Here is a 24,885-nt window from a genome sequence, read left to right as displayed (position 1 = left end):
TCCCAAATCCCGCGTAGACAAAGGAGCCCTCATGAAACCGAATTTCCATCAACCGCTGATTACCGAAATGTACACCGCAGACCCGTCGGCCCATGTGTTCGAAGGCAAGATTTATATTTACCCGTCGCACGATCTCGATCACGACGAGCCGAGCAACGATAACGGCGACCAGTACAAAATGGAAGACTATCACGTGTTCTCGATGGACGACGCCGAGTCGCCCGCCGTCGACCACGGCGAAGCGCTGCACGTACGCGACGTTCCGTGGGCATCCCGGCAGATGTGGGCGCCCGACGCGGCGTACAAAGACGGCCGATATTTCCTCTTTTTCCCCGCACGCGATCATGAAGGCGTTTTCAGAATCGGCGTCGCAAGCTCCGAATCGCCGGCGGGGCCGTTCCGGGCGGAGCCGCAGCCGATTCCGGGCAGCTTCAGCATCGACCCGGCGGTCTTCGTCGACGACGACGGACGTTCTTATATGTACTTCGGCGGACTGTGGGGCGGACAGCTCGAGAAATGGCAGTCGGGCGAATTCGAAGCGGAGCGGACAGACGGGCCTGCGCCGGATCAACCGGCTCTCGGACCGCGTGTGGCGGAACTGACAGACGACCTGCTCGCGTTCCGGGAACCGGCCGCGGAAATCTCGATCGTCGACGAAGCAGGGAACCCGATTCTGGCGGGAGACGAAGAGCGGCGGTATTTCGAAGGGCCGTGGATGCACAAACATAACGGCTGGTATTACTTCTCGTATTCGACAGGCACGACGCACAAGCTCGTGTACGGGGTCAGCCGGAATCCGCAGGGACCTTTTACGTACAAAGGCGTGATCCTGAACCCGGTCATCGGCTGGACGACGCATCATTCCATCGTGGAATTCGACGGAAAATGGTATTTGTTCTATCACGACAGCTCGATGTCCGAAGGCGTGAACCACAAGCGCTGCGTCAAGTTCGCGGAACTGCATTATAACGAAGACGGCACGATCCGCACCGTGCTGTAAGTCTGACGCGGCGCGGCCGGGCGATGCGGGTTGTCGCGGCGCCGAATCTGCGACAAGCCCCGGAAGCCGCGGCCGAATGCCCGCAGCGCGAAAAGTCCTCCGACCGCACGGGATGCGGACCGGAGGACTTTTCGTCGTTCGGGCGGTTTCTTTTTACGCGTTGATCTATTTGTTGTACAGTTTCTATTTGTTGTACAGCTCGTTGCGGATCTCGCGGTTCTTCTCCTTGAACAGCTCGTTGTGGGAAGAGACCATGCCGTATCCGACCGCGTCCGGCTTGATATACTGCTTCGCTTTGTTGACCGCGTTCGCCGCATCCTGGAAAGCGCCGGCGATCAAATGCAGTTTGCCTTCGTGGTGCAGGATATCGCCCGCGGCGAAAATACCCGGCACGGACGTCTCGCTCGACGAAGAACCGAGAATCTGATACTCGTTCATCTCGATCTTGATCTCGCTTTTCTTGAGCAGTTCCGTATCGCGTTCGTATCCGTGGCTAATAATGACGTCGTCCACGGCCAGCGCGAACTCTTCCTGGCCTTCGTTTTTCTCCAGCAGCACCGTTTCGATCTCCGAATGGTCTTCGCTCGCCACGAGCCGCTTGATCGACGCGCTGAGCAGCAGTTCGACGCCGTTCGCTTTCATCTTCGTGATGTCGGCTTCGTGGCCTTTGATTTCTTCTTTGCGGTAGGTCAGATACACTTTTTCGGCAAAAGGAGCGAGTTCGTTGGCCCAGTCGACAGCCGAATGCCCGCCTCCGGAGATCAGCACGGTCTTGCCCCGGAAGCGCGCGATCGACTTGACCGTGTAATGCAGATTCGTCACTTCGAACCGTTCCGCGCCTTCGATGTCCAGCCGGGTCGGATTGAGAATGCCGCCGCCTACGGCGAGAATGATCGATTTGGATCGATGCAGCTCGCCCGAGAGGGTATGCAGCACGAAATGTCCGTCTTCTTCCGTCCGGCTGATCGACGTCACTTTCTCGTTCAGCACGACGTCGGGCTTGAACGTAAGGCCCTGTTCGACGGTCTGTTCGATCAGCTTCGCGCCGGGCATCGGTGTCAGGCCGCCGACGTCCCAGATCATTTTCTCCGGATAGACGTGGACTTTGCCGCCGAGAAACGGCTGATACTCGATAATCTTCGTCTTCATCTCGCGCAGACCGCTATAAAAAGCGGAGAACAACCCCGCGGGTCCTCCGCCGATAATCGTAACGTCCCATACTTCGTAGTCTCCCATGCTTGTGTGGCCTCCTCGTTTAGCGTGCCGCTTTATACGGATTTTATACGGATAATGATAATCAATCTCATTGAAGATTATACCAAGAGAGCCGTGAAAAAGACAACACCCGATCTGCAGGAGGAAAATACCCGACAAAAATCCCGGACCGGAACGGCAAGTCTGCCGGCCGATCCGGGATCTCAAGCGAGTTTACAGCGCCGGACGCAGCAGCGTCCAGATCAGCCGCGCTTCTTCCGGCGAACGCGGCGTGACGACGGCCGACCGCGGATACGGCTGCGCGGCGGGGCGATCCCGGACGTATTTCTCGGCGTAGGGATTCGCTTCGACCGCCGTGCGGTACGCTTGGGCCGCAGCGGCTCCGAACCGGTCGCGGCGGTAGGCGATCGCCCATTCGAACCAGCGGTAAAATCCGTTGTCGCCGGAGCCTTCCGCATAATGGCCGAGCAGATTCGAGGCGGCGTCCAGATCGCCTTGGGCGAGCAGGGCGGACAGCGCGGCGTAGCGCGCGCCCTGATGGTCGGCCGGATTGTGCCGCAGCAGCCGGTACAGCCGCTCGAACGCGGCCGCGGCGCGGCCGGCTTCGGCGTCGAGCACGGCCCGGCGCAGCAGGATGCGCAGATACGGCCGGTTCGGCAGATGCAGCCAGGCGGGCTGCACGTCGGGCTCGTAGCGGCGAAGCGCCGACCGCTCGGCGCGCTCCAGCAGCTCTTCGCGCCGCGCCGCGTCGGGTTCGGCTTCCGCGCTCAGCAGTAGCGCGTCGGCATTGTCGGGATCGAGGCGGAGCGCTTCCGCCAGCTTCTCCGCGCCGAGCGCCGATTCGCGCGCCAGATAAGCTTCGTAGACGCGAAGCTGGGCTTCTTCCTCGCGCGACGCCGGCGAGTAGGGAAGACGGGCATAGTAGTCCATCTGCCGGCGCAGCGCGGCTTCGCCCGGCACGTCGAGATCTTTGACGTGCATGTACAGCTGCCATTGGCGGAATTCCTCGGCTTCCGGATCGGTGCCGACGCGGAAGCCGATCCGTTCTTCGGCTTCGCGGTAGATCGACGTTCGCTGCTCGAACGCCAGCATGTCCTGCGCCAGCTGCCCGGCTTCGTTCGGATCGGCGCCGAACTTGGCGGCGAGGCGCCCGAAGTCCCATTCGCTTGGCAGCCATCCCTGACGCTGGCCAAACAGCACGGCCGCCGCCGCAGCCGTGCCCGGATCGGGCTTCTCGCGCTTGCGCTTGAGGAAGCGGAAGAAGACGTCCATCAGCCGGTCGTGCTTCACGTCGCGGTCGACGAGGCACTTCTCCAGCCGGTCGACCGCTTCGGCGACAACTTGCGGCAGCGGCTCCGCGGCCGGCGGCTGCGCTTCGCGGCCGAACGTCTCGTACACCAGAGCGAAGTTGTCGAGGTAGAACTGCGGGACATCCGCCGCGCCCGACTCCCGGAACCGTTTTTCCAGCCGGCGTACGGACTCTTCTTCGGGCTCTTCGATCAGCACCAGGCTGTTCAGCGCCGTCAGCGGTTCACTGCGCTCAAGGCCCGGAATCCAGAAGCCGAGCACGATCGTGCCCGGCTGCGGACGGAACGGGTCGCCGGCGCGCAGGGCGAACAGGGCGCCGGTCAGCAGTTCCGCTGCCTGCACGGCTTCGTCGGGCGGCGAAGCCGTCTCAAACCCTGTTCCGACTTCGGCCGCCGCGGCATTCGGCAGAATTCGCAGCACGGCGAACCGGGGATCGGTCCATCCGCGCAGCGCGCCGGCAATCGCCGCGTTTGCCGGTTCCTGCGCTTCCCGCTGCAGGAAAGCGTTCCAGATCGACACTTCACGCCCGAAAAAAAACGTATCGCCGACGATCGCGTCCGTTTTGTCGGCGCCGTAAGCGGCCTGCAGCCGGGCGTCCAGCCCGCTTTTCCACGCGGACAGGTTTTTTTGCTCGGCGGGGCGGGGGTGACTCTCGAAAAATCGGCGCAGCACGCTTTCCAGCGCCGCTTTTTTCCCGAGATTGTGCCGGGACGTCTCGTCCTTGCGGGCGCAGCATTTTTTGTACTTCGATCCGCTGCCGCAGGGACAAAGATCGTTGCGGCCGGGCGTATGGGGAAAAGGGGCGAGCGGCATGGAAGTCATCGCGGAGACTCCTCCAGCAGCAGCCGTTCTTCTTCGCGGCTGTGCAGGGCATTGACGACGATCAGCGCCTGAAACTGCCGCATGACTTCCGGCGTCAAGCCCGCTTCGGCCAGCTCTGCCCGAATATCGGCGATGACCATGCGCATAATATCGTGATCGCGCGTCAGCTTCACGACGGACAGCTGCCGCTGCGGATCGTCGCCGGCCATTTCCGCGTAAAAGCCTTCTTCTTCGGCGTCGGCATGGCTGAGAATACGCGTGATCCAATAGTCGACGAGATGGTCCGCCGCCTGACGGGCCACTTCGAACTCGCCCGCGCGGAGCAGTTCCTCCACTTCTTCCGTCTTGCCGATCGCGCCGCTCAGCCCTCCTTCGTGAATGGCATGATGGGCATGCAGCTGCCGCAGGGAAGGTCCTCCCATATCGAATTCCACCTTTCTGATCAGTGCGTAAATTTGCGTTCAGTATAGCATGCACGGTCCCCCGCGGCGGGGCGGTTAGGCATTTCCCGGGCCGAAACAGGGAAGTCCCTCATTGGTCGCCGCCGGGCCCGTTCTATAGAATGGGACCCGTAAGGGACGAAGACCCGCAGGCGCTGCTCCGTACAGATGCCGATTGGGCAGGCGCCTGTTCGCCGGGCGCCGCTTCGCTTGGGAGCGCTTCGTTCCGTATTCGCCCACAGAGGAGGACGTTTCCGATCAACCGTTACATACCCAATCAGCACGGCGCCTGGGCCATGCTGCTGCTGCCGTTTCTGCTCGGATTGTCGATCGCCGGCGCCGCGCCCGTGCATATTCCGCTGTTTTTGTGCTGGACGCTGCTGTATCTGCTCAGTTTTCCCGTGCTTCAATGGATCAAAACGGGCCGCGCCGACCGGTATCGCAAGCCTGCGCTGCTGTACGGAGCGCTTGCGATCCCGCTTGCCGCGTACGTCGCGGCGGCGGAACCGAAGCTGATCGGCTACGGCGCGCTGCTACTGGCCGCGTTCGCGGTTCCGGCCTTTTTTGCCAAACGTAAAAACGAACGCGCGCTGCCGAACGACATCGTCGCCATTGTGCTGTTTTGTTCGTTCATCTATCCGGTCGTATACGCCGGCGCGGGAGCCGAAGCGGACTGGACGCGCACCACGCGGCTGTTCATCCTGCTCGTCCTGTACTTCGTCGGCACCGCGCTGTATGTCAAGACCGTCATCCGGAAAAAAAAGAATCCGCGGTATTACCGGGCGTCGGCCGCTTACCACGCGCTGCTTATTCCGTACGCCGCCTGGCTCAGCCTGCCGCTGTCGCTTCCGTTTGCCGCCCTGCTGCTGCGCGCGATCGTGCTGCCGCGCAGACGGCTGAATATCAAGCGGACAGGGATGGCCGAGATCGGGTTCGCGGTGCTGCTGTACGTCACCCTGCTGCTTGCGTATGCGTGAAAAAGCGTGAAAAAGATCGTTCAAATACTCAAAAAAGGAGTTGGGGCTGATAGAAAAGAAGCCGGAGCTGATGCGCAGGTCTAAACGCGCCGTCGGCGAGCAAGCAAAAGACGTCGGCCGGCCGAGCGGCGGACAAACGTAGACTCGGCGGCGAAGATTGTGTATCGTAATGAGGTGAACCGCCCGGCTCTCCGAAGTGCTGCCCCGGAGAGCCGCGGCCCAAAGGAGAGGAATCCCATGAACAACCGAACCCTTTTCGGGGGCCGCGATACGCGGCTGGCCGGACATCGCCGCGCGGACGCCCGTCCGACCTCGCGCGGGCAGATTGCGCCGCGGATCTGGCTGCCGCTGCTTGCGCTGCTGCTGATCTTGTCCGGCTGCGGCGCCAAGCCGGCCGAACGTGCGGCTTCCGCGCCTGCGGATACCGGGCAGGCCGCCGGAGTCGACGGCGCTGCGGCGGCGGAACCGGCCGCTTCCGAGCCCGTGACGCTCACCGTGTCCGCCGCGGCCAGCCTGACCGACGCGCTCGGAGAGCTGGAACGTGCGTACGAAGCGGAGCATCCGTACGTCAAACTGGATTTTAACTTCGGCGCTTCCGGAGCGCTTCAGCGGCAGATCGAGCAGGGCGCTCCGGCCGACCTGTTCTTGTCGGCTTCGTCTCCGAACATGCAGGCGCTGCTTGACGGCGGGCTGATCGACGCGGTGTACGAGACCGACTGGCTGACCAATACGCTGGTCGCCGTCGTGCCGACTGATTCGACCGTCGCGAAGATCGAAGACCTGCGGCGCGCAGACGTGAAGACGATCGCGATCGGCATGCCCGACAGCGTGCCGGCCGGCAAATACGCGCAGGAAGCGCTGGCGCACGCCGGACTGTGGGAGCCGCTGCAGGGCAAGCTCGTGCAGGGCAAAGACGTGCGTCAGGTGCTGCAGTATGCGGAGACCGGCAACGCCGACGCGGGCTTCGTCTACAAGACGGACGCGCTGACTTCCAACCGGGTCAAAATCGCGTTTGACGTCGATCCGGCCGGCTACTCGCCGATTCGGTATCCGATCGGCGTCGTCAAGGCGACCGGCCATGCCGGTGCGGCCCGGGACTTCTACGCTTACCTGCAAACGCCGGAAGCGCTCAAGCTCCTGAGTCGCTACGGCTTCTCCGCCGCGCAATGAATCTGCTCGCGGAGTTCGGCCGAAGCGACTATTGGCCGCCGGTCCGGCTGTCGCTTCAGGTCGCGCTGCTGTCTAGCGTGATCGTGATCGTACTGGGCACCGCCGCCGCGTGGGGCATGTCGCGGCGCGAGCGGTTCCGCGGCAAGACGCTGCTGGAGACGCTGTTCATGCTGCCGCTCGTGCTGCCGCCGACCGTCGTCGGCTTCCTGCTGCTCATGCTGCTCGGCCGGCGCAGCGGGCTGGGCGCCCTGATCGAGCGCATCTTCCATTCGCCGATCATCTTCTCGTGGTGGGCGGCCGTGATCGCCGCCGTCGTGGTCGCGTTCCCGCTCGTCTACCGGACGACGGTCGTCGGCTTCGAAGCGGTAGACCGCGACCTGGAAGACGCCGGACGTTCGATCGGCGCGAACGAACGGCAAGTATTCCGGCATATTACGCTGCCGCTGATCCTGCCGTCGCTCAAGACGGCCTACGTGCTGGGCTTCGCCCGCAGCCTCGGCGAATTCGGCGCGACGCTGATGATTGCCGGGAATATTCCCGGCCGGACGCAGACCGTGCCGACGGCGATCTACGTCGCCGTGGATGCCGGCCATCTGTCGTCGGCGTGGGCGTGGACGATCGCGATCGTGGCGATCTCGTTCCTGCTGCTTCTGCTGACGGGCAGGCGGCCGGAGAAGGCTTGAGCGATTCATGAACAGGGAAGGTTGCGCGAATCCGACATAAGAAAGGCCGTTTGCCGCGGAGCGTTCTGCGGCAAACGGTCTTTTTTTGCGCGGCGAACGAGTCGAATTCCCCGAACAAAGCGTCGATCGGGAGCGGTTGCACGGCCCTCAGTCTGTGGCAGGCCAAGCCGGCGGTCGAATCGGCGTTAGTCCCCGGATGCCTGGATGCCCGGATGCGATGGCCAACGACCGACGGCCAACGACCAGCGGCCGGTTAGGCTTCTGCCGCGCGCAAACGCTCGAAGCTGTTCCAAGCCGTTCGAAGCCGTTCGAAGCCGGACGATCCGCCCCCCGGCAGCGAACGTTCGGCGAAATAACTGCGCCACGACCGTTATTTTTCCCGAAAACCGAAAATTTGGCGAAATAGCTGCGCAGCGACAGTTATTTCGCGTACAAAGAATGGGAACGACGCAAAGAAGCTTATTTAGATGCATCTATGCCGTTAATTGAAAGACCTGCGCTTGTTGACGCGAAATAACTGTATTCACGCAGCTAATCCCGTGCTCCAATCCCATTTTCCAAACTCGGCCTTCCAATCCTGCATTCCAAACTCCGCAGTCCAATCCTGCATTCCAATCCCTCGTTCCAATCCCGCACGATCCGCCCCTTTCCCGCAAATCATCCGCCGCGCGAATCCGGTTGTTTCCGGTCACGCGTCTGTTTTTACTTTCAAAGCGGCGTCTTTTGCGAATTTAGACTTCCTTGGACTTCCAAACCCGCTGCTCCGCGCCGAGTCCGGGTTCTTTGGCATATAGGTTTCTTTGGCATGCTTGAAGTCGGACACGGCGTACAGCAAACGTACAGCAAAGGTTCGATTTGATAGCCTTCACGCCAGACGTACGCTCGAACGTTCCACGTTTCACGGTCTCGGCCTTTTTCCGATTCCTTTTCTTCGCATGTTCGGTACCGCAGCCAAATCAAAAACGCAGCGAATCCTCATACCGCTATTTGCTCATTTTTCGCTTTTTCTGCAATCTAACGAATCGTTATGTCCTTATCGAGCGTTAAAACGTCATTTTGGAGCGAATCGGAGCCTATAGCGTGATGACGATTCGTTAGCCGGCGAAAAAGCGGACTTTTGGACAAATAGCGCTGTCAGGATTCGTTGGTGGAGGTCAGGCGAAGCATGCGGTGCGTCGGAAGTGAGGGAAGTGCGCAGAAAGTGAGCGACGTATGTAGACGGTAGACGTATGAGAAGCGTGAAAGGCATACGACGTGCACGATACACACGACACGCATCCGATGTTCACGATTCACCATACACAACGTACACGAGGCGTGACGCACACGGAGCAAGACGTACACGAAGCAAGTTGACCGGCAGACCAAAGCCCTTCTCTCCGGAGAAGGGCTTTTTCGGTTTAGGGTTTTCCCCGCGCGCTATAGGACATTCCCTAATGGGAAGCCCGCTTTCGGTCTTTCATAATGAGAAGTAACCGAAAAGGAGCGTGAATCATCCGATGAAGAATCCGCTGAAAAAGAAGTTCAGCCTCAATTTTTTTAAACCGGTCGAGAGTTATTCCGGCAATTGGTCGATTCTTGAAGAAAAAAATAGAGAGTGGGAAAACGTCTACCGGCAGCGCTGGTCCCACGACAAAGTCGTCCGCACGACGCACGGCGTCAACTGTACCGGATCGTGCAGCTGGAAAGTGTTTGTCAAAAACGGCATCATCACCTGGGAAAACCAGCAGATCGATTATCCGTCCTGCGGCGTCGACATGCCGGAGTTCGAACCGCGCGGCTGTCCGCGGGGCGCGACGTTCTCGTGGTACGAATACAGCCCGCTGCGCGTGAAATATCCGTATATGCGCGGCAAGCTGCTACGCTTGTGGCAGGCGGCGCTGCGGGAACACGCCGATCCGATCGAAGCGTGGGCCAGCATCGTCGAGAACCCGGCCAAAGCGTCGGAGTACAAAAAAGCCCGCGGCAAAGGCGGCCATGTGCGCGTCAACTGGGACGACGTGCTGCGCCTGATCGCGGCCCAACTGATCTACACGATCCGCAAATACGGACCGGACCGGATCGCCGGCTTCACGCCGATCCCGGCTATGTCGATGGTCAGCTACGCGTCCGGCGCGCGCTTCATCTCGCTGCTCGGCGGACAGATGCTCAGCTTCTACGACTGGTACGCCGACCTGCCGCCGGCTTCGCCGCAAATTTGGGGCGAGCAGACGGACGTGCCGGAATCGTCGGACTGGTACAACGCCGGCTACCTCATGATGTGGGGATCGAACGTGCCGCTGACGCGGACGCCGGACGCGCATTTTATGACGGAAGTGCGCTACAAAGGCACCAAAGTCGTGTCCGTGGCGCCCGATCTGGCGGAGAACGTCAAGTTCGCCGACAACTGGCTCGCGCCGCACCCGGGCACGGACGCGGCACTGGCGCAGGCGATGACGCATGTCATTTTGGACGAATTCTATCAGCAGCGCCAGGAACCGATGTTTCTGGATTATGCGAAGCAGTACACGGACATGCCGTTCCTGATCCTGCTCGATCCGCACGAAGAAGTCTGGAAAGGCGGGCGGTTCCTGCGTTCAAGCGATCTCGGCGTCGACGAGCCGCATGCCGATTGGAAGCCGGTCATTTACGACGAAGCATCCGGCGAACTGCTCGTGCCGAACGGTACGATGGGCCAGCGCTGGGAGCAGGGCAAGAAATGGAATCTGATCCTTGAGCGCGAAGACGGCACGAAGGTGGCGCCGGCTCTGTCGGTCGAACCTCACGGCGGCCAATGGGTCGAGATCGCGTTTCCGTTTTTCGACAATGGCGGCAACGGCACGTTCAAGCGGGTCATTCCGGCCAAGGCCGTGACGCTCGCCGACGGCACGGTGCGCTACGCGGCGACCGTCTACGATCTCATGATGAGCCAATACGGCGTGGCGCGGACCGACAGCCCGTATAACGCTTCCGGCTACGACGATGCGGAATCGTTCTACACGCCGGCCTGGCAGGAGAAAGTGACAAGCGTCAAAGCTTCCGTCGTGACGCAGATCGCCCGCGAATTCGCGCAAAATTCGCTCGATACCGGCGGCCGTTCCATGATCATCATGGGCGCGGGCATCAACCACTGGTTCAACAGCGACACGATTTACCGCTCGATCCTGAATCTGGTCGTGCTGACGGCGTCGCAGGGCGTCAACGGCGGCGGCTGGGCGCATTATGTCGGCCAGGAGAAGTGCCGTCCGATCGAAGGCTGGTCGACGCTCGCGTTCGCCAAAGACTGGCAGGGACCGGCGCGGCTGCAGAACGCGACGTCGTTCTTCTACTTCGCGACCGATCAATGGCGCTACGAAGAAAGCGGCACCGATTCGCTCAAATCGCCGACCGGCGGCGACGTGACCTACCGTCACCCCGCCGACTACAACGTGTTGGCCGCAAGGCTCGGCTGGCTGCCTTCGTATCCGCAGTTCAACAAGAACAGCCTGATGTTCGCCGAAGAAGCGGCCCAAGCCGGCCAGAAGAGCAACGAAGAGATCGTCAACCGCGCGGTCGAAGAAGTGCGCAGCGGACAGACCCGCTTCGCGGTCGAAGACCCGGGCGCGCCGGAGAACTTCCCGCGCTCGCTGTTCATCTGGCGGTCGAACCTGATCTCCAGTTCCGCCAAAGGGCAGGAGTATTTCATGAAGCATCTGCTCGGCGCGTCCGACGCGCTGCTGGCTACGCCGAACGAAGAGCATAAGCCGGAAGAGATCGTCTGGCGCGAAGACGTGGAAGGCAAGCTCGACCTCATGGTCGCGCTCGACTTCCGGATGACGACGACGCCGCTCTACGCGGACGTCGTGCTGCCGGCGGCGACCTGGTACGAGAAGACGGACTTGTCTTCGACGGACATGCACCCGTTCGTCCATCCGTTCAACCCGGCGGTCAATCCGCTGTGGGAATCGCGTTCGGACTGGGACATCTACCGCCAGCTGTCCGAAGTGTTCTCCGACATGGCCAAGACGCATCTGCCGGGCGTGTACAAAGATCTCGTAACCGCGCCGCTCGGCCACGATTCGATCGGCGAAATCTCCCAGCCGATGGGCCTCGTCAAAGACTGGTCCAAAGGCGAGATCGAAGCGATCCCGGGCAAGACGATGCCGAACTTCAGCATCGTGGAGCGCGATTACACGAAGATCCACGACAAATATACGTCGCTCGGTCCGAATCTTGCGATCGGCAAGACCGGCGCGCACGGCGTCAGCTTCTCGGTCGCCGAAGAGTACGAAGAACTGAAGCAGCTCAACGGCGTCTACTACGACGAATCGATCAAGGACGGCCTGCCGAAATTGCAGACCGCCAGACAGGCGGCGGACACGATCTTGCATCTGTCGTCGGCGACCAACGGCCGCGTCTCGCAGAAAGCGTACGCGCAGGCCGAAGAAGACCACGGCGTCGAACTCAAAGACATTTCCGCCGACCGCGCCGCGGAACGCATCACGTTCCAGAGCATCACGTCGCAGCCGCGCGAAGTCATTCCGACGCCGGTGTTCAGCGGCTCGAACAAAAAAGGCCGCCGTTATTCGCCGTTCACGACGAATATCGAGCGCCTCGTGCCGTTCCGTACGCTGACCGGCCGCCAGCATTTCTATCTCGACCACGAGATTTTTCTCCAGTATGGCGAAGCGCTGCCGGTCTACAAGCCGACGCTGCCGCCGATGGTGTTCGGACCGCGCGACCGCGAAGTAAAAGGCGGACTGGACACGCTCGTGCTGCGCTATCTGACGCCGCACGGCAAATGGAATATTCACTCCACCTACCAGGATAACCAGCATATGCTGACGCTGTTCCGCGGCGGTCCCACGGTATGGATCAACAACGAAGACGCGCTGGCGCACGAGATCAACGACAACGACTGGCTCGAAGTGTACAACCGCAACGGCGTCGTGACCGCCCGCGCCGTCGTCAGCCACCGGATGCCGCGGGGCACGATGTTCATGTACCATGCCCAGGACAAGCATATTCAAGTGCCCGGCTCCGAGATTACCGATACCCGCGGCGGCAGCCACAACGCGCCGACGCGTATCCATCTCAAGCCGACGCAGATGGTCGGCGGATATGCGCAGCTCAGCTACGGCTTCAACTACTACGGGCCGATCGGCAACCAGCGCGACGTCTACGTGGCCGTCCGCAAAATGAAGGAGGTCAACTGGCTTGAAAATTAAAGCGCAAATCGCAATGGTCATGAACCTCGACAAATGTATCGGCTGCCATACGTGCAGCGTGACGTGCAAAACGACCTGGACCAACCGCAAAGGCGCGGAGTACATGTGGTTCAACAACGTCGAGACGAAGCCGGGCATCGGGTATCCGAAGCGCTGGGAAGACCAGGAACTGTACAAAGGCGGCTGGCAGCTTCGCAAAGGCAAACTGGAACTGAAATCCGGCAACAAACTGTCCAAAATCGCGCTCGGCAAAATTTTCTACAACCCGGACATGCCGGAAATGAAAGATTACTACGAGCCGTGGACGTACAACTACGAAAATCTCACCAACGCCAAAGACCAGGAGCATTCGCCGGTCGCGCGGGCCCATTCCGTCATTACGGGCGAGAAAATGGACCTGAACTGGGGACCGAACTGGGAAGACGATCTGGCCGGCGCGCATATTACCGGCCCGCTCGACCCGAATATCCAGAAGATCGAAGAAGAGATCAAGTTCAATTTCGAAAAATCGTTCATGGTGTATCTGCCGCGGCTGTGCGAGCACTGCCTCAATCCGAGCTGCGTCGCGTCGTGCCCGTCGGGCGCGATGTACAAGCGCGAAGAAGACGGCATCGTGCTGGTCGACCAGGAAGCGTGCCGCGGCTGGCGGTACTGCATGACCGGCTGTCCGTACAAAAAAGTGTATTTCAACTGGCAGACGAACAAAGCGGAGAAATGCACGTTCTGCTTCCCGCGGATCGAAGCGGGCCTGCCGACCGTCTGCTCCGAGACGTGCACCGGCCGTATCCGTTACCTCGGCGTGCTGCTGTACGACGCGGACCGCGTGTACGAATCGGCTTCCACGCCGAACGAGCAGGATCTGTACAAAGCGCAGTGCGAGTTGTTCCTCGATCCGCATGATCCCGAGATCATCAAGCAGGCGCGCCGAGACGGCATCTCCGAAGACTGGATCGAAGGCGCGCAGAACTCGCCGGTCTACAAGCTCGCGATCGAGCACAAGCTGGCTTTCCCGCTGCACCCGGAATACCGGACGCTGCCGATGGTCTGGTACGTGCCGCCGCTGAGCCCGATCATGAACTATTTCGAAGGCCGCGACTCGATCGAGAATCCGGACATGATCTTCCCGGCGATCGAAGAGATGCGCACCCCGATCCAATACCTGGCCAATATGCTGACGGCCGGCGACACCGTGACGGTCAAGGAATCGCTGCAGCGCATGGCGATGATGCGTTCCTATATGCGCGCCAAGACGACCGGCAAAGAGTTCGACAACGCCCGGCTGGAGCGGGTCGGCCTGACCGCCCGCCAGACGGAAGAGATGTACCGGCTGCTCGCGATCGCCAAGTACGAAGACCGCTTCGTCGTGCCGACCTCGCACCGCGAAGGCTACGTCAATCCGTACCGGGCGCAGGGCGCCGCCGGCTTCGGCGACATGCTCGGCGCGATGGGCGCGAACACGGGCTGCGACGGCTGCGGACCGACCGCGTCCGCGATCGATCCGAATTCGGAAGCGCCGTCCAAGACCGGCAAAGACCTGTACGAAGAAAACTTCTATGGAGGGATCTGGCGTGATTGATGTAACGAAGCTCTACGATTACAAAACGTCTTTCGGATTTTTTGCCAGTCAGCTCATGTATCCGCAAAAGCTGGATTTCCATCCGGCTTTTCTGGAAGAGTCGTTCGCGGATGCCCACCCGGCCTACGCGGACGCGCACGCTTACTGGAACAAGATGCACGAGCTGAGCCTGGACGAGATTCAGGAGCGGTACACGGAAACGTTCGATTTTCAAAAAGACTGCGCGCTGTACATGACGTACTTCAAATTCGAAGACGCCAAAGAGCGCGGGCAGATGCTGCTGCGGCTTAAAATTCTGTACGAAATGTTCGGCCTGGAGATGCCCGAAGGCGAACTGCCCGATTACCTGCCGCTGATGTGCGAGTTTCTGTACGCCGCGGAATGGATGAAAGAGCGCAAAGCGCCCGAAAACTTCCGGCTGATCTTCGGGGTACTCGAAGACGGCACGTACCATTTGCTGGCCGCGCTCGAACAGCTGGACAGCCCGTACCGTCATCTGGTGCAGGGACTGCGCCGGACTTTGAAAGCGTGCCTGGAACAGGAGACCGTGAATCCATGAATATGTTCGATCAACTGCTGTGGGTCATTTTCCCTTACGCCTGCCTCATGATTTTCGTCGTGGGTCATATTTTCCGTTACCGGCACGACCAATTCAGCTGGACAGCCAAATCAAGCGAATTTATCGAGAAAAAACAGCTCATGTTCGGCAGCCTGCTGTTTCATCTCGGCATTATCCCGGTCATTTTCGGTCACGTATCCGGTCTGCTGATCCCGAAATCGTGGATGGCGGCGATGGGCGTCAGCGAGCATATCTACCATATCGGAGCCGTGTACATCGGCGGCATCTTCGGCGCGATGACGCTGATCGGCATGCTGCTGCTGACCTCGCGGCGCTTCACGATCCGCAATGTGCGCCGGCTCAGCTCCGCGTCCGACCTGATCGTCAACGTGCTGCTGCTGTTCATCGTGTTCATGGGCATGTACGCCACGCTGTTCACGAACGCCGTACAGCCGACATTCGATTACCGCGAGTCGATCTCGGTCTGGTTCCGCGGATTGTTCCTGCTGCGCCCGGACGCTTCGCTGATGCATAACGTGCCGATGTCGTTCAAAATCCATGCGCTGACCGGCTTCGCGATCTTCGCGTTCTGGCCGTTCACCCGGCTCGTGCACGTCTGGAGCGTGCCGTTGAATTATGTCGGAAGAAGTTATATCCTGTACAGAAGACACAAATCCAACTAGGGGAGCGGGCTTTGCCCGCTTTTCCGTTTGCGCGGGGAGAGACATGAGCATGGAACTTTACGCAGATTACCAACGGGAACTCGAAGCGATCCGGCAGGCGTTCGGCTACGACTTCCTGGCGCTGGCTCTCGTCGAGCCGGCCGAACAGCAGTACGTCATCCGCTGGAAATACGCGGCGGGCAACCGCAACGAGCGTTTTCGCCGCATCATGCTCCAGTCCGGCAAAGGCATCGCGGGCATCGTGTTCAAAACGGGCAAATCGGTGTTCATTCCGTCGGTTCCCGCGTACGTGGGAGCCGACAGCCTGTTCAATTATCCGATCGTCCAATCGGAGAAGCTCGAAAGTCTCGGCGCCGTTCCGCTGTGGAACGATGCGCGCGTCGCCGGCGTCCTGCTGGCGGGATTCCGCGAAGAAGGGCGGATGACGCCCGAGCTGATGCAGGCGCTGGAACAAGCGGCGCGTTCGGGCATCGGCGAGCTGGACGGCAGGGAGGTGGCTTCGAATTGAGCCGAACCCCGGAAGCCGGACGCATGAACCCGCTGATGATGAAGCTGTTCCAGAACAGCAAGGAAGCGATTTTCTTTTTTGACAAAACGGGGCGGGCGCTGGCCATGAATCCGGCGGCCGAAGAGATCGTGTCCGACGACGTGCTGATGAAGCTGTATCAAGGCAGCGACAACGCGCTGTGCGGCACGTGCCGCGGCTACACGAGCGATACCGAGCAGCGGACCTGCCTGGACTGCTATATGAAGATTCCCGAATCGGAAGAACATACGTCGTTTCAGGTGTATCTGGAGACGAAAAATAAAGGGGTCGTGCCTTATGCCGGTTCGTTCCATACGGTCGATCCGGAAGACGGCACGCGGGTGTTCATGCTGCGCGACCTGACTCCGCAGCTGCGGGTGCAGGAGCGGCTGTACCAGAACACGATGCTGCGGCATGTGATCGAAGCGCAGGAGAACGAGCGCAAGCGCCTGTCGCGCGAGCTGCACGACAGCGTGGCGCAGGAACTGATGAGCGCCGTGATCGACCTGCGCGTGCTCAAATACATGACGGACGACGAGACGGTGCTCAAAAAGGTCAAGCAGACCGAAGCGTCGATGACCCGCCTGCTCGACGATATCCGCAATCTGTCCGTCGAGCTGCGGCCGGCCGCGCTGGACGATTTCGGCCTGGAAGCGGCGTTTCGCTCGCACTTCAAACGGGTGGAGCAGAGCTACGGGCTCGTCGTCGAATTCGTCTCCGACGTTGCGCGCAAGCGGTATACGAGCGATATCGAGACGGTCATCTACCGGATCTGCCAGGAAGCGGTGCTCAACGCGCTGAAGTACGCGCAGGTCGACACCGTAAGTGTGCATCTGTTCGAGCAGGGCGGCATGCTGCGGCTCGAAGTCGAAGATCAGGGCGCGGGCTTCGAAGCCGGGGCCGATCCGATCGGCACGGGCCTCGGATTGTACGGCATGCGCGAACGCGCGGAGCTCGCCGGCGGCACGCTGGACGTGCGTTCGGAACCGGGCAGCGGCACCCGGGTTCGGCTGCGGGTCCCGATCGCCGAATCCCAGGAAAAGAGGTAACGCCGCATGAAAATTGTTATCGCCGACGATCACGCCATCGTGCGCAGCGGCTTTTCCATGATCCTGAATTTTCAGCCGGACATGGAAGTCATCGCCACGGCGGCCGACGGCATCGAAGCGTACGCCGCGGTCGCCAAACATCAGCCTGACCTGTTGATCATGGATCTCAGCATGCCGCCGGGAGAAAGCGGGCTGATCGCGACAGGCAAGATCAAGGAAGACTATCCCGACACGAAGATCCTCATTTTGACCATGCACGACGACGAAGAGTATTTGTTCCATATTTTAAAAAGCGGGGCGTCGGGCTACGTGCTCAAAAACGCGCCGGACGAAGAACTGCTGCTGGCGATCCGGACTGTCCACGCGGGCGGGACGTACATCCATCCCAAAATGGCGACTTCGCTCGTGCGGGAATTTATCAAGCACGACAAGTCGGGCAGCTCCGAAGATCCGTTCGAACTGCTGTCCAAGCGCGAACTGGAAATTTTGCCGCTGATCGCCAAAGGCTACGGCAACAAGGAAGTGGCGGAGAAGCTGTTCATTTCCGTCAAGACCGTCGAAGCGCACAAAGCGAAAATCATGGACAAGCTTCAGTTGAAAAACCGGCCGGAACTGGTCGAATACGCGCTGCGCAAAAAGCTGCTCGAGTTCTGACGGAATTTTGCGCGGAAAGGAACGCCATCATGGAACTCACTTTCGAACAACCGGCGATGCGCCTGCTGGAGAATGAACATCGCTACCTGGCTTACCTGGCGGAAGAATGGCATCCCATTGCCCTGCGCCTGGAAGAAGAACCGGATCTGCATACCGCGCGCGTGCTGCTCGGCACGCTGCGCGAGAAGCTGGAGCAGTTCCGCCTTCCGCTGAAAAAGCATACGGACAAAGAAGAAGCGCACTTTTTCCCGACGCTCGGCGGTTATATCGGCTTCGAGCAGGGCCCGCTCGTCGGCATTCAGGAAGAACACCGGGAGATCGAGGCGTATCTGGACCATTTCCTGCATCGTACCGAGGGAGATCCTGAATATTTTTCGTCGGAAGAGATCCGGGCCGCCGCGCGCGACGCCGGCGAAGCGTTCGAGGTGCTGACCGTGAACCGCGTCAAGGAAGAGTCGGTGCTGTTTCCGATGGCGGAAGCGCGAATCCTGCCCAAGCAGATGCTCAAGCTGTACGAACGCATGAACACGACGATCGCTTGAAGACGCGGTCTGCGGCTTCCGATCAACGACGTCCCGGCTGGAAAAAGAATAAAAAACGACTTCGAACTCCGGGTTTTCGCCGGTATTCGGAGTCGTTTTCGCGTTTGCGTCCATTTCTGGACCGAGTGTTCGAACAAGGGGTTCTTTTCAGGGTTTACCCTGTCTGGGAAAGGGGACTCCCCTATATGCCGCGGGCGGGGCGGTCGATACAATGAAGGCAGTAGACCGGACACCGGAGAACGCGCGCCGACACGCCCGACTCCGGCCCGGCGAATAACTGTCGAAAAGGTGAGTGTAATGATCAAAAAAGTACAGCTCCCGCTCCAAACGCTGAATCTGACGCTCGGGTTCATGGTCTGGGTTATCCTCTCGTCGCTGATGCCCTTTATCAAGGAAGACATCGCTATTCCGGCGGACCGTCTGGCGATCGTCACGGCTATTCCGGTCGTGCTCGGCTCGATCCTGCGTATCCCGCTCGGGTATTATGCCAACATCATCGGCGCCCGGCTCGTTTTCCTGATCAGTTTTGTGCTTCTGCTGTTTCCCGTGTATTATATCAGCGTAGCCCAATCGATGACCGCGCTCATGATCGGCGGCCTGTTTCTCGGAATCGGCGGCGCCGTATTCTCGGTCGGCGTGACGTCGCTGCCCAAGTATTATCCGGCGGCGCGGCACGGGTTCGTCAACGGCATGTACGGCATGGGCAACATCGGCACGGCGATCAGCACGTTCGCGGCTCCGGTACTGGCGACGCAGATCGGCTGGCAGGCCGCCGTCAAATGGTATTTGGCGCTGCTGCTGTTCTTCATCGTCTTGAACTTCCTGCTGGGCGACCGGCGCGAAGTAAAAGTGAAGACGCCGATCGGCCAGCAGATCAAAGGCATCTACAAAAATGAAAAGCTTTGGCTGATCTCGCTGTTCTACTTTATTACATTCGGTTCGTTCGTGGCGTTCACCGTCTATCTGCCGAACTTCCTCGTGACGAATTTCGGGCTGGAAAAAGTCGACGCCGGCATGCGCACCGCAGGCTTTATCGCGATCGCGACGTTTTTCCGTCCGGTGGGCGGCTGGCTCGCGGACCGCTTCAAGCCGCTGCTGCTGCTCGGCGGCACGTTCGCGATCTACACGATTGCGGCCATCCTGCTGGCATTCTCGCCGTCGCTCGGCCCGTACACGGTCGGCTGCCTGGCGATCGCGTTCTGCGCGGGTCTCGGCAACGGCATCATTTTCAAGCTGGTGCCGTTCTATTTCCAAAAGCAGGCGGGCATCGCGAACGGTGTCGTATCCATGATGGGCGGACTCGGCGGATTCTTCCCCCCGATCATGCTGGCAGCCATTCACGGCATCACGGGACAGTATTCGATCGGCTTCATGCTGCTGTCGCAGGTCGCCATGGTGAGCATGGTACTGGTATTCTGGATGTACGTTCAGGATAAAAGAACGCTGGATGCGGTCGGCGGCCGAACAGCAACGAAAGCCCAGACCAAAACGATGAGCAAATAATCAACGCATCCAGAACAAGCAAACGAGGAACGGGAGTCTTCCCGTTCCGATACCCAACAGCCGTCCGGGCCACCCGGGCGGCTTCGCATGCAGGAGGGATAGAAGATGGAGACAAGAAGCGGCGAACGCTATTCGCGGCAGACGCTGTTCGGCCCGATCGGCAGCGGCGGGCAGCAAGCGCTGGAACGCGCCTGCGTAGCCGTAATCGGCTGCGGCGCGCTCGGCTCCGCGATCGCCGAGACGCTAACGCGCGCGGGCGTGGGCGAACTGCATCTGGTCGACCGGGATTACGTCGAATGGTCCAATCTACAGCGGCAGCAGCTCTTTACCGAGAGCGACGCGGAGCGGATGATGCCCAAAGTGGAAGCGGCACGAAAGCGGCTGCTGGACATTCGCTCCGATCTCAAGCTGCATACGCATTTTGACGATCTGGACGTGCCGCTGATGCGCAGGCTGGCCTCGACCTGCTCGCTGATCATGGACGCGACCGACAACTTCGAGACGCGGCTGCTGATCGGCGACGCGGCGCTCGAAGCGGGCATTCCGTGGATCTACGGCGCCTGCGTGGGCAGTTCGGGCACGGTGTTTCCTTTTGTGCCCGAACGGTCGGCCTGCTTCCGCTGCCTGCTGCCGACGCTGCCCACGGCAAGCGACACGTGCGACACGGCCGGCATCATCGCGCCCGCCGTGCAGGTGACCGCCGCGATGCAATGCGCGGAAGCGCTGAAATGGCTGAGCGGCAACGCGGATGCGCTGCTGACGAAAGTGCATCATTTCGATCTGTGGTCGGGCACGCGGATAGATGTCGGGATTGCCCGTATTCGCCGCGCGGACTGCCCGTCGTGCGGGCCGAATCCGACTTTCCCGGCGCTTGCGCGCACGGCAAGGCCGGCGTATGCCGCGCTGTGCGGGCGCGATACGGTGCAGGTACTGCCGGACCCCGCGCGGCCGCTGACGCTGGACGACGCGGAGCGGATCGGGCGGCGGATCGGCGAGAACCTGCGCCGCACGCCGCATTTTGTGCAGTTTCACGCGCTTGGCGCGCGCTTTATCCTGTTCGTCAACGGCCGGCTGCTTATTCACGGCACGGGCAGCGTGGACGAAGGACGCAGCCTGCACCGCAAAGTATTCGGATAAAAAACCAGGGGGCCGGGCTGCCGGGCTTCTGCCCGATTCGATTAGATTCGATCCGATCTGGCCCGGCCCCCAGCCAAAGGAGGCGCAGCATGAGCGAATTGGACCCCGCCCAAACCGCCGGGACGGTCGTTCGTCTGGCGGTATTGACCGTCAGCGACACACGCACCAAAGAGACGGACAAAAGCGGACAGAAGATTCTGGAATTGGCCCGGGAAGCGGGCATGCGGATCGTCAAGTATACGCTGTGCGCCGACGACGCGGAAGCGATTCATTCGATCGTCGCCGGCTGGCTGCTGCGGCCGGAGATCGACGCGGTCGTGACGACCGGAGGAACCGGCATCGCGCGGCGCGACGTCACGATCGAAGCCGTACGGCCGCTGTTCGAGAAAGAGATCGACGGCTTTGGCGAGCTGTTCCGGTATTTGAGCTTTGCCGAAGAGATCGGCACGAAGGCCGTGCTTAGCCGCGCTACGGCCGGCACGGCCGGGGAGAAAGCGATTTTTGTGCTGCCCGGCTCGACCGGCGCCGTGACGCTGGCCATGCGCCGCATCATCGTGCCGGAAATCCGGCATATCCGGCACGAGCTGACCAAGCACCGGTAAACGGCAAAAGCCGCGCAGGCTCGACGTGGAAAGGTCGAGTCTGCGCGGCCGGGGTGCGGCGGCAGGGAAGCAGGCAGGCGTGAAGCTAGGATTGGATGCCGGGCGGCGTAACGGATCGCAGGCCGCAAGACCGGGCAGGCAGGAAATCGGGCGCCCGGCGGTCTCTCCCCGGCAATCGGGGGATCTGCGCCCGGCCGGATTACTCCTGCCGGGCGTAATCGCCGGATTTGCCGCCTGTTTTCTCAAGCAGCATCGTCGGTCCGATCACCATGTCTTTGCCGGCGGCTTTGCACATGTCGTAGATCGTCAGCGCGGCGGCGCTGGCCGCGGTGAGGGCTTCCATCTCGACGCCCGTCGGGCCTTTGGTCCGCACGGTCGCGTAGAGGAACACTTCGTACGAAGCCGCGGCTTCGTCGATTTTCCATTCGAATTCGATATCGACCCCGCTGAGCATCAGCGGATGGCACATCGGAATGATCTGCGCCGTATTTTTGGCCGCCATGATTCCCGCGACCTGAGCGACGGCGAGCACATCGCCTTTTTTGCTGCCGCCGCTGCGGATCTGGCGGTAGATCGTCTCGTTTACGCAGACCGAAGTCGCCGCGCGGGCCGTGCGTACCGTTTCGTTTTTCTCCGAGACGTCGACCATGCGCGCGCGTCCCTGTTCGTTAAAATGAGTCAATTCGGACAAAACCATCCATCCCTTCATTGATTGAAGATGAACCCAGTATAGCATGAGAAAAGGAGCGGTCCACCATGGTCGAACCCCGACATCCGATTTCCGTCAGCGAGGCGATCGCCCGCATTCAGGGACATGTCCGCCGGACCGGCAGCGAGAACGTGCCGCTGGAACAGGCTTACGGCCGCATGCTGGCCGAGCCGCTGCGGGCGTCGCACGACGTGCCGTCGTTCGACCGTTCGCCGTACGACGGCTTCGCGATCCGGGCCGAAGATTCGGCCGGCGCGTCGGGTACGAACCGTATCCGGTTCGAAGTGATCGACCGGATCGGCGCCGGCTCCGTGTCGGCCCGCACGCTCGGCCCGGGCGAAGCGATCCGCATCATGACCGGCGCGCAGCTGCCGGCCGGCGCGGACGCGGTCGTCATGCTGGAGCAGACGCAGGAATCGCCGCCGGCGCAGAACGCCGGGGCGCAAGAGCACGCCGCCGATTCGGCGCGGCCAGCCGCGGACCCCGAATCCGCCGCGTCTGCCAACTCCGCAGCGTCTGCCGGTTCCGCCGATTCGGCGGACATGAGCGCCCGGGCGTTCTTCACCGTGCGCAAGCCGTTCCGGGCCGGCGAGAACATTTCGTTTCGCGGCGAGGATATGCGCCTCGGCGAACAGATCCTGCCGGCCGGCAGCCTGATCCATCCCGGCACGATCGCGCTGCTGGCCACGTTCGGCCAGCAGCAGGTGAATGTGTCGAAGCTGCCTCTGGTCGGCATCCTCGCGACCGGCACCGAACTGCTGGAACCGGGAGCGCCGCTTGAGCCCGGCAAGATCCGCAACAGCAACGGGCCGATGATCGCGGCCCAGCTCCAGCGCATGGGCATTCCGTACCGCCTGTACGCGGCGGCGGCCGACCGTCTCGGCGATATGCTCGATACGGTGCGGCAGGCGCTCGGCGAATGCGACTGCCTCATTACGACGGGCGGCGTATCGGTCGGCGATTACGATCTGCTGCCGGCCGTCTACGCCGAACTCGGCGCGGACGTGCTGTTCAACAAGGTCGCCATGCGGCCGGGCAGCGTGACGACGGTCGCCGTATGGGAAGGCCGCTTCCTGTTCGGGCTGTCGGGCAATCCGTCCGCCTGCTACACCGGCTTCGAACTGTTCGCGCGTCCCGCGCTGCTGCGCATGATGGGCGCGGAGCGGATCTATCCGCTGCACACCCGGGCGGCGCTCGGCGAAGACTTCGCCAAGCCGAATCCGTTCACGCGCTTCGTGCGTGCCGTGTACGACGGCGTCTCCGTCACGCCGGCCGGCTTCAACAAATCGAACGCCGTGTCGTCGATCGGACGCGGCAACGCGCTGCTCGTCCTGCCCGGCGGGACGCGCGGCTTCCAGGCCGGCGACGCGGTGGACGTGCTGCTGCCGGGCATGGAAGAAGGTGCGGCCGCATGGAACCTGTAAGCGGCGGGCAGCGCGGCGCGGTCAAGGCGCATGTTCTTCAGATCGTCGGCTTCAAGAACAGCGGCAAAACGACGCTGACCGAGACGCTGCTGCGCCTGGCGAGTCGGCTCGGATCGCGCGTGTCCGTGATCAAGCATCACGGACACGGCGGCGAGCCCGAAGCGCCGCCGGCCGATACGGACGCTTCGCGGCTGTTCGGAGCGGGAGCCGCGAGTTCGATCGTCAGCGGCGGCGGCCTGATGCTGATGCAGGGCCGCCTGCCGGAAAGCGACGACGGCTGCGGCGAGTTGGATGCCCTGATCGCGCTGACCCAAACGTATGCCCGTCCCGACCTGATCCTGATCGAAGGCTTCAAGTCGGAGCCGTATCCGAAGATCGTGCTGCTTCGCTCCGGCGAAGACTGGACGGAGCTTGGCACGCTGACGAATATCGTGCTGATCGTGACGCAAGAAAGCGAACCATCCCCGCATCCGGCGCTCTCCGCGAAGACGCGGCCGCCCGGATTGCCGAACGTACGCCTGCTGCATCGGCAGCAGACGGAAGAGATTGAAGCCTGGTTCGCCCATTGGCTGAGAGGAGTGCAGACTACCGAATGAAACTTTATGAGATCGTAACCGAGCCGATCGATCCGCAGCGCTACGCCGATAGCGTGCTGCGCCCGGAAGCGGGCGCGGTGACGCTGTTTACCGGCCATGTGCGCGAATGGACCCGCGGCATCCGCACGCTGTATCTGGCGTACGAAGCTTACGTGCCGATGGCGGAGAAAATGCTGGCGAAGATCGGCGGAGAAATCGAAGAGAAGTGGCCCGGCACGCGGTGCGCGATCGCGCACCGGATCGGCGAGCTGAAGATCGGCGAGATCGCCGTCGTCATCGCCGTCTCGTCCCCGCACCGCAAAGACGCCTATGCGGCGAACGAATACGCAATCGAACGGATCAAGGAATGGGTCCCGATCTGGAAAAAGGAAATTTGGGAAAACGGCACCGAATGGATCGGCGACCAGCGCGGCCAACCGCTGCCGGAATAGAAGCGGCCGGCCGGCGCGGACGTTCCAAATGGAGCCGCCGCCGATCTGAAGCCGATACGAATCCCATCTTCTAACTTCATTGAATCCTAACGA

22 protein-coding genes are annotated in these 24,885 nt (G+C 61.4%); 18 read left to right on the top strand and 4 right to left on the bottom strand.

Going from position 1 to position 24,885, the window contains the following annotated elements:
• Positions 1 to 31: 31 nt before the first annotated feature.
• Positions 32 to 1,000 carry a glycoside hydrolase family 43 protein gene (locus FFV09_RS22020; protein ID WP_141449843.1) on the top strand — a complete coding sequence of 323 codons (969 nt, stop codon included), beginning with the start codon at positions 32 to 34 and terminating at the stop codon, positions 998 to 1,000.
• A 183-nt stretch (positions 1,001 to 1,183) separates the two neighbouring features.
• Here the strand turns inward: FFV09_RS22020 and FFV09_RS22015 are convergent, their stop codons facing one another.
• The 3 genes from FFV09_RS22015 to FFV09_RS22005 form a co-directional block, all read right to left on the bottom strand.
• The gene (locus FFV09_RS22015; protein WP_141449842.1) at positions 1,184 to 2,236 is read right to left on the bottom strand and encodes an NAD(P)/FAD-dependent oxidoreductase; all 1,053 of its coding nucleotides are present in this window, start codon (positions 2,234 to 2,236) and stop codon (positions 1,184 to 1,186) included.
• Positions 2,237 to 2,428: 192 nt separating this feature from the next.
• On the bottom strand, positions 2,429 to 4,345 hold the full coding sequence (locus FFV09_RS22010; protein WP_141449841.1) for an SEC-C metal-binding domain-containing protein: 1,917 nt from the start codon (positions 4,343 to 4,345) through the stop codon (positions 2,429 to 2,431).
• On the bottom strand, positions 4,342 to 4,767 hold the full coding sequence (locus FFV09_RS22005; protein ID WP_141449840.1) for a hemerythrin domain-containing protein: 426 nt from the start codon (positions 4,765 to 4,767) through the stop codon (positions 4,342 to 4,344). The genes FFV09_RS22010 and FFV09_RS22005 overlap by 4 nt, the downstream gene beginning before the upstream one ends.
• A 140-nt stretch (positions 4,768 to 4,907) precedes the next feature.
• On the opposite strand from FFV09_RS22005, the gene FFV09_RS22000 reads away from it, so the two are divergent.
• The 14 genes from FFV09_RS22000 to FFV09_RS21935 all read left to right on the top strand — a co-directional run bounded on the left by FFV09_RS22000 (position 4,908) and on the right by FFV09_RS21935 (position 21,632).
• On the top strand, positions 4,908 to 5,762 hold the full coding sequence (locus FFV09_RS22000) for a YwiC-like family protein (RefSeq protein WP_141449839.1): 855 nt from the start codon (positions 4,908 to 4,910) through the stop codon (positions 5,760 to 5,762).
• Positions 5,763 to 5,999: 237 nt separating this feature from the next.
• Positions 6,000 to 6,932 (top strand): molybdate ABC transporter substrate-binding protein, encoded by a 933-nt coding sequence (gene modA / locus FFV09_RS21995; protein ID WP_141449838.1) that lies wholly within the window; start codon positions 6,000 to 6,002, stop codon positions 6,930 to 6,932.
• The gene (gene modB / locus FFV09_RS21990) at positions 6,929 to 7,615 is read left to right on the top strand and encodes a molybdate ABC transporter permease subunit (protein WP_141449837.1); all 687 of its coding nucleotides are present in this window, start codon (positions 6,929 to 6,931) and stop codon (positions 7,613 to 7,615) included. Before modA ends, modB begins: the two co-directional genes overlap by 4 nt.
• A 1,511-nt stretch (positions 7,616 to 9,126) precedes the next feature.
• Entirely contained in the window at positions 9,127 to 12,801 is a 3,675-nt protein-coding gene (locus FFV09_RS21985) for a nitrate reductase subunit alpha (RefSeq protein WP_141450581.1), read from the top strand.
• A complete protein-coding gene (gene narH / locus FFV09_RS21980) occupies positions 12,791 to 14,377 on the top strand; it encodes a nitrate reductase subunit beta (RefSeq protein WP_141449836.1) in 1,587 nt (528 codons plus the stop codon). Before FFV09_RS21985 ends, narH begins: the two co-directional genes overlap by 11 nt.
• A complete protein-coding gene (gene narJ / locus FFV09_RS21975) occupies positions 14,370 to 14,936 on the top strand; it encodes a nitrate reductase molybdenum cofactor assembly chaperone (RefSeq protein ID WP_141449835.1) in 567 nt (188 codons plus the stop codon). The genes narH and narJ overlap by 8 nt, the downstream gene beginning before the upstream one ends.
• Positions 14,933 to 15,619, top strand: a complete 687-nt coding sequence (gene narI / locus FFV09_RS21970) for a respiratory nitrate reductase subunit gamma (RefSeq protein ID WP_141449834.1) — start codon at positions 14,933 to 14,935, stop codon at positions 15,617 to 15,619. Before narJ ends, narI begins: the two co-directional genes overlap by 4 nt.
• A gap of 49 nt (positions 15,620 to 15,668) precedes the next feature.
• Positions 15,669 to 16,127 carry a GAF domain-containing protein gene (locus tag FFV09_RS21965; RefSeq protein ID WP_141449833.1) on the top strand — a complete coding sequence of 153 codons (459 nt, stop codon included), beginning with the start codon at positions 15,669 to 15,671 and terminating at the stop codon, positions 16,125 to 16,127.
• Positions 16,128 to 16,150: 23 nt separating this feature from the next.
• Positions 16,151 to 17,194 (top strand): sensor histidine kinase, encoded by a 1,044-nt coding sequence (locus tag FFV09_RS21960; RefSeq protein ID WP_141450580.1) that lies wholly within the window; start codon positions 16,151 to 16,153, stop codon positions 17,192 to 17,194.
• A gap of 6 nt (positions 17,195 to 17,200) precedes the next feature.
• Positions 17,201 to 17,848, top strand: a complete 648-nt coding sequence (locus tag FFV09_RS21955; protein ID WP_141449832.1) for a response regulator — start codon at positions 17,201 to 17,203, stop codon at positions 17,846 to 17,848.
• 29 nt (positions 17,849 to 17,877) lie between these two features.
• The gene (locus FFV09_RS21950; protein WP_141449831.1) at positions 17,878 to 18,390 is read left to right on the top strand and encodes a hemerythrin domain-containing protein; all 513 of its coding nucleotides are present in this window, start codon (positions 17,878 to 17,880) and stop codon (positions 18,388 to 18,390) included.
• Between the two features lie 297 nt (positions 18,391 to 18,687).
• The gene (locus FFV09_RS21945) at positions 18,688 to 19,893 is read left to right on the top strand and encodes a nitrate/nitrite transporter (protein ID WP_141449830.1); all 1,206 of its coding nucleotides are present in this window, start codon (positions 18,688 to 18,690) and stop codon (positions 19,891 to 19,893) included.
• A 105-nt stretch (positions 19,894 to 19,998) separates the two neighbouring features.
• Positions 19,999 to 21,030 (top strand): ThiF family adenylyltransferase, encoded by a 1,032-nt coding sequence (locus tag FFV09_RS21940; RefSeq protein WP_141449829.1) that lies wholly within the window; start codon positions 19,999 to 20,001, stop codon positions 21,028 to 21,030.
• An 89-nt stretch (positions 21,031 to 21,119) separates the two neighbouring features.
• Positions 21,120 to 21,632, top strand: a complete 513-nt coding sequence (locus tag FFV09_RS21935) for a MogA/MoaB family molybdenum cofactor biosynthesis protein (RefSeq protein WP_141449828.1) — start codon at positions 21,120 to 21,122, stop codon at positions 21,630 to 21,632.
• A gap of 199 nt (positions 21,633 to 21,831) precedes the next feature.
• On the opposite strand, the gene moaC is transcribed toward FFV09_RS21935, so the two are convergent.
• The gene (gene moaC / locus FFV09_RS21930; protein ID WP_141449827.1) at positions 21,832 to 22,323 is read right to left on the bottom strand and encodes a cyclic pyranopterin monophosphate synthase MoaC; all 492 of its coding nucleotides are present in this window, start codon (positions 22,321 to 22,323) and stop codon (positions 21,832 to 21,834) included.
• Between the two features lie 65 nt (positions 22,324 to 22,388).
• On the opposite strand from moaC, the gene FFV09_RS21925 reads away from it, so the two are divergent.
• From FFV09_RS21925 to FFV09_RS21915, 3 genes are read left to right on the top strand one after another with little or no spacing between them, the layout of a single operon-like run.
• Entirely contained in the window at positions 22,389 to 23,765 is a 1,377-nt protein-coding gene (locus FFV09_RS21925; RefSeq protein ID WP_141449826.1) for a molybdopterin molybdotransferase MoeA, read from the top strand.
• Positions 23,753 to 24,361, top strand: a complete 609-nt coding sequence (gene mobB, locus FFV09_RS21920; protein WP_141449825.1) for a molybdopterin-guanine dinucleotide biosynthesis protein B — start codon at positions 23,753 to 23,755, stop codon at positions 24,359 to 24,361. The genes FFV09_RS21925 and mobB overlap by 13 nt, the downstream gene beginning before the upstream one ends.
• Positions 24,358 to 24,792: a molybdenum cofactor biosynthesis protein MoaE gene (locus tag FFV09_RS21915; protein WP_141449824.1), complete on the top strand. Its 435-nt coding sequence runs from the start codon at positions 24,358 to 24,360 to the stop codon at positions 24,790 to 24,792. The genes mobB and FFV09_RS21915 overlap by 4 nt, the downstream gene beginning before the upstream one ends.
• Positions 24,793 to 24,885 lie beyond the last annotated feature (93 nt).

The organism is Saccharibacillus brassicae (assembly GCF_006542275.1).
GTDB classification, from domain to species: domain Bacteria; phylum Bacillota; class Bacilli; order Paenibacillales; family Paenibacillaceae; genus Saccharibacillus; species Saccharibacillus brassicae.
The sequence above is the reverse complement of the archived record's forward strand: the minus strand, read 5'-3'. Positions and strand labels throughout refer to the sequence as shown.

Excerpts from the sequence above, each read along its gene's own strand:
- FFV09_RS21915 (WP_141449824.1), top strand. The coding sequence starts at position 24,358 with ATGAAACTTTATGAGATCGTAACCGAGCCGATCGATCCGCAGCGCTAC.
- FFV09_RS21950 (WP_141449831.1), top strand. The coding sequence starts at position 17,878 with ATGGAACTCACTTTCGAACAACCGGCGATGCGCCTGCTGGAGAATGAA.
- modB (WP_141449837.1), top strand. The coding sequence starts at position 6,929 with ATGAATCTGCTCGCGGAGTTCGGCCGAAGCGACTATTGGCCGCCGGTC.
- FFV09_RS21955 (WP_141449832.1), top strand. The coding sequence starts at position 17,201 with ATGAAAATTGTTATCGCCGACGATCACGCCATCGTGCGCAGCGGCTTT.
- FFV09_RS22010 (WP_141449841.1), bottom strand. The coding sequence starts at position 4,345 with ATGACTTCCATGCCGCTCGCCCCTTTTCCCCATACGCCCGGCCGCAAC.
- mobB (WP_141449825.1), top strand. The coding sequence starts at position 23,753 with ATGGAACCTGTAAGCGGCGGGCAGCGCGGCGCGGTCAAGGCGCATGTT.
- FFV09_RS22020 (WP_141449843.1), top strand. The coding sequence starts at position 32 with ATGAAACCGAATTTCCATCAACCGCTGATTACCGAAATGTACACCGCA.
- FFV09_RS21965 (WP_141449833.1), top strand. The coding sequence starts at position 15,669 with ATGGAACTTTACGCAGATTACCAACGGGAACTCGAAGCGATCCGGCAG.
- FFV09_RS21935 (WP_141449828.1), top strand. The coding sequence starts at position 21,120 with ATGAGCGAATTGGACCCCGCCCAAACCGCCGGGACGGTCGTTCGTCTG.
- FFV09_RS22015 (WP_141449842.1), bottom strand. The coding sequence starts at position 2,236 with ATGGGAGACTACGAAGTATGGGACGTTACGATTATCGGCGGAGGACCC.
- narI (WP_141449834.1), top strand. The coding sequence starts at position 14,933 with ATGAATATGTTCGATCAACTGCTGTGGGTCATTTTCCCTTACGCCTGC.
- FFV09_RS21925 (WP_141449826.1), top strand. The coding sequence starts at position 22,389 with ATGGTCGAACCCCGACATCCGATTTCCGTCAGCGAGGCGATCGCCCGC.
- modA (WP_141449838.1), top strand. The coding sequence starts at position 6,000 with ATGAACAACCGAACCCTTTTCGGGGGCCGCGATACGCGGCTGGCCGGA.
- FFV09_RS21945 (WP_141449830.1), top strand. The coding sequence starts at position 18,688 with ATGATCAAAAAAGTACAGCTCCCGCTCCAAACGCTGAATCTGACGCTC.
- FFV09_RS22000 (WP_141449839.1), top strand. The coding sequence starts at position 4,908 with ATGGGACCCGTAAGGGACGAAGACCCGCAGGCGCTGCTCCGTACAGAT.
- FFV09_RS21960 (WP_141450580.1), top strand. The coding sequence starts at position 16,151 with ATGAACCCGCTGATGATGAAGCTGTTCCAGAACAGCAAGGAAGCGATT.
- FFV09_RS21940 (WP_141449829.1), top strand. The coding sequence starts at position 19,999 with ATGGAGACAAGAAGCGGCGAACGCTATTCGCGGCAGACGCTGTTCGGC.
- FFV09_RS22005 (WP_141449840.1), bottom strand. The coding sequence starts at position 4,767 with ATGGGAGGACCTTCCCTGCGGCAGCTGCATGCCCATCATGCCATTCAC.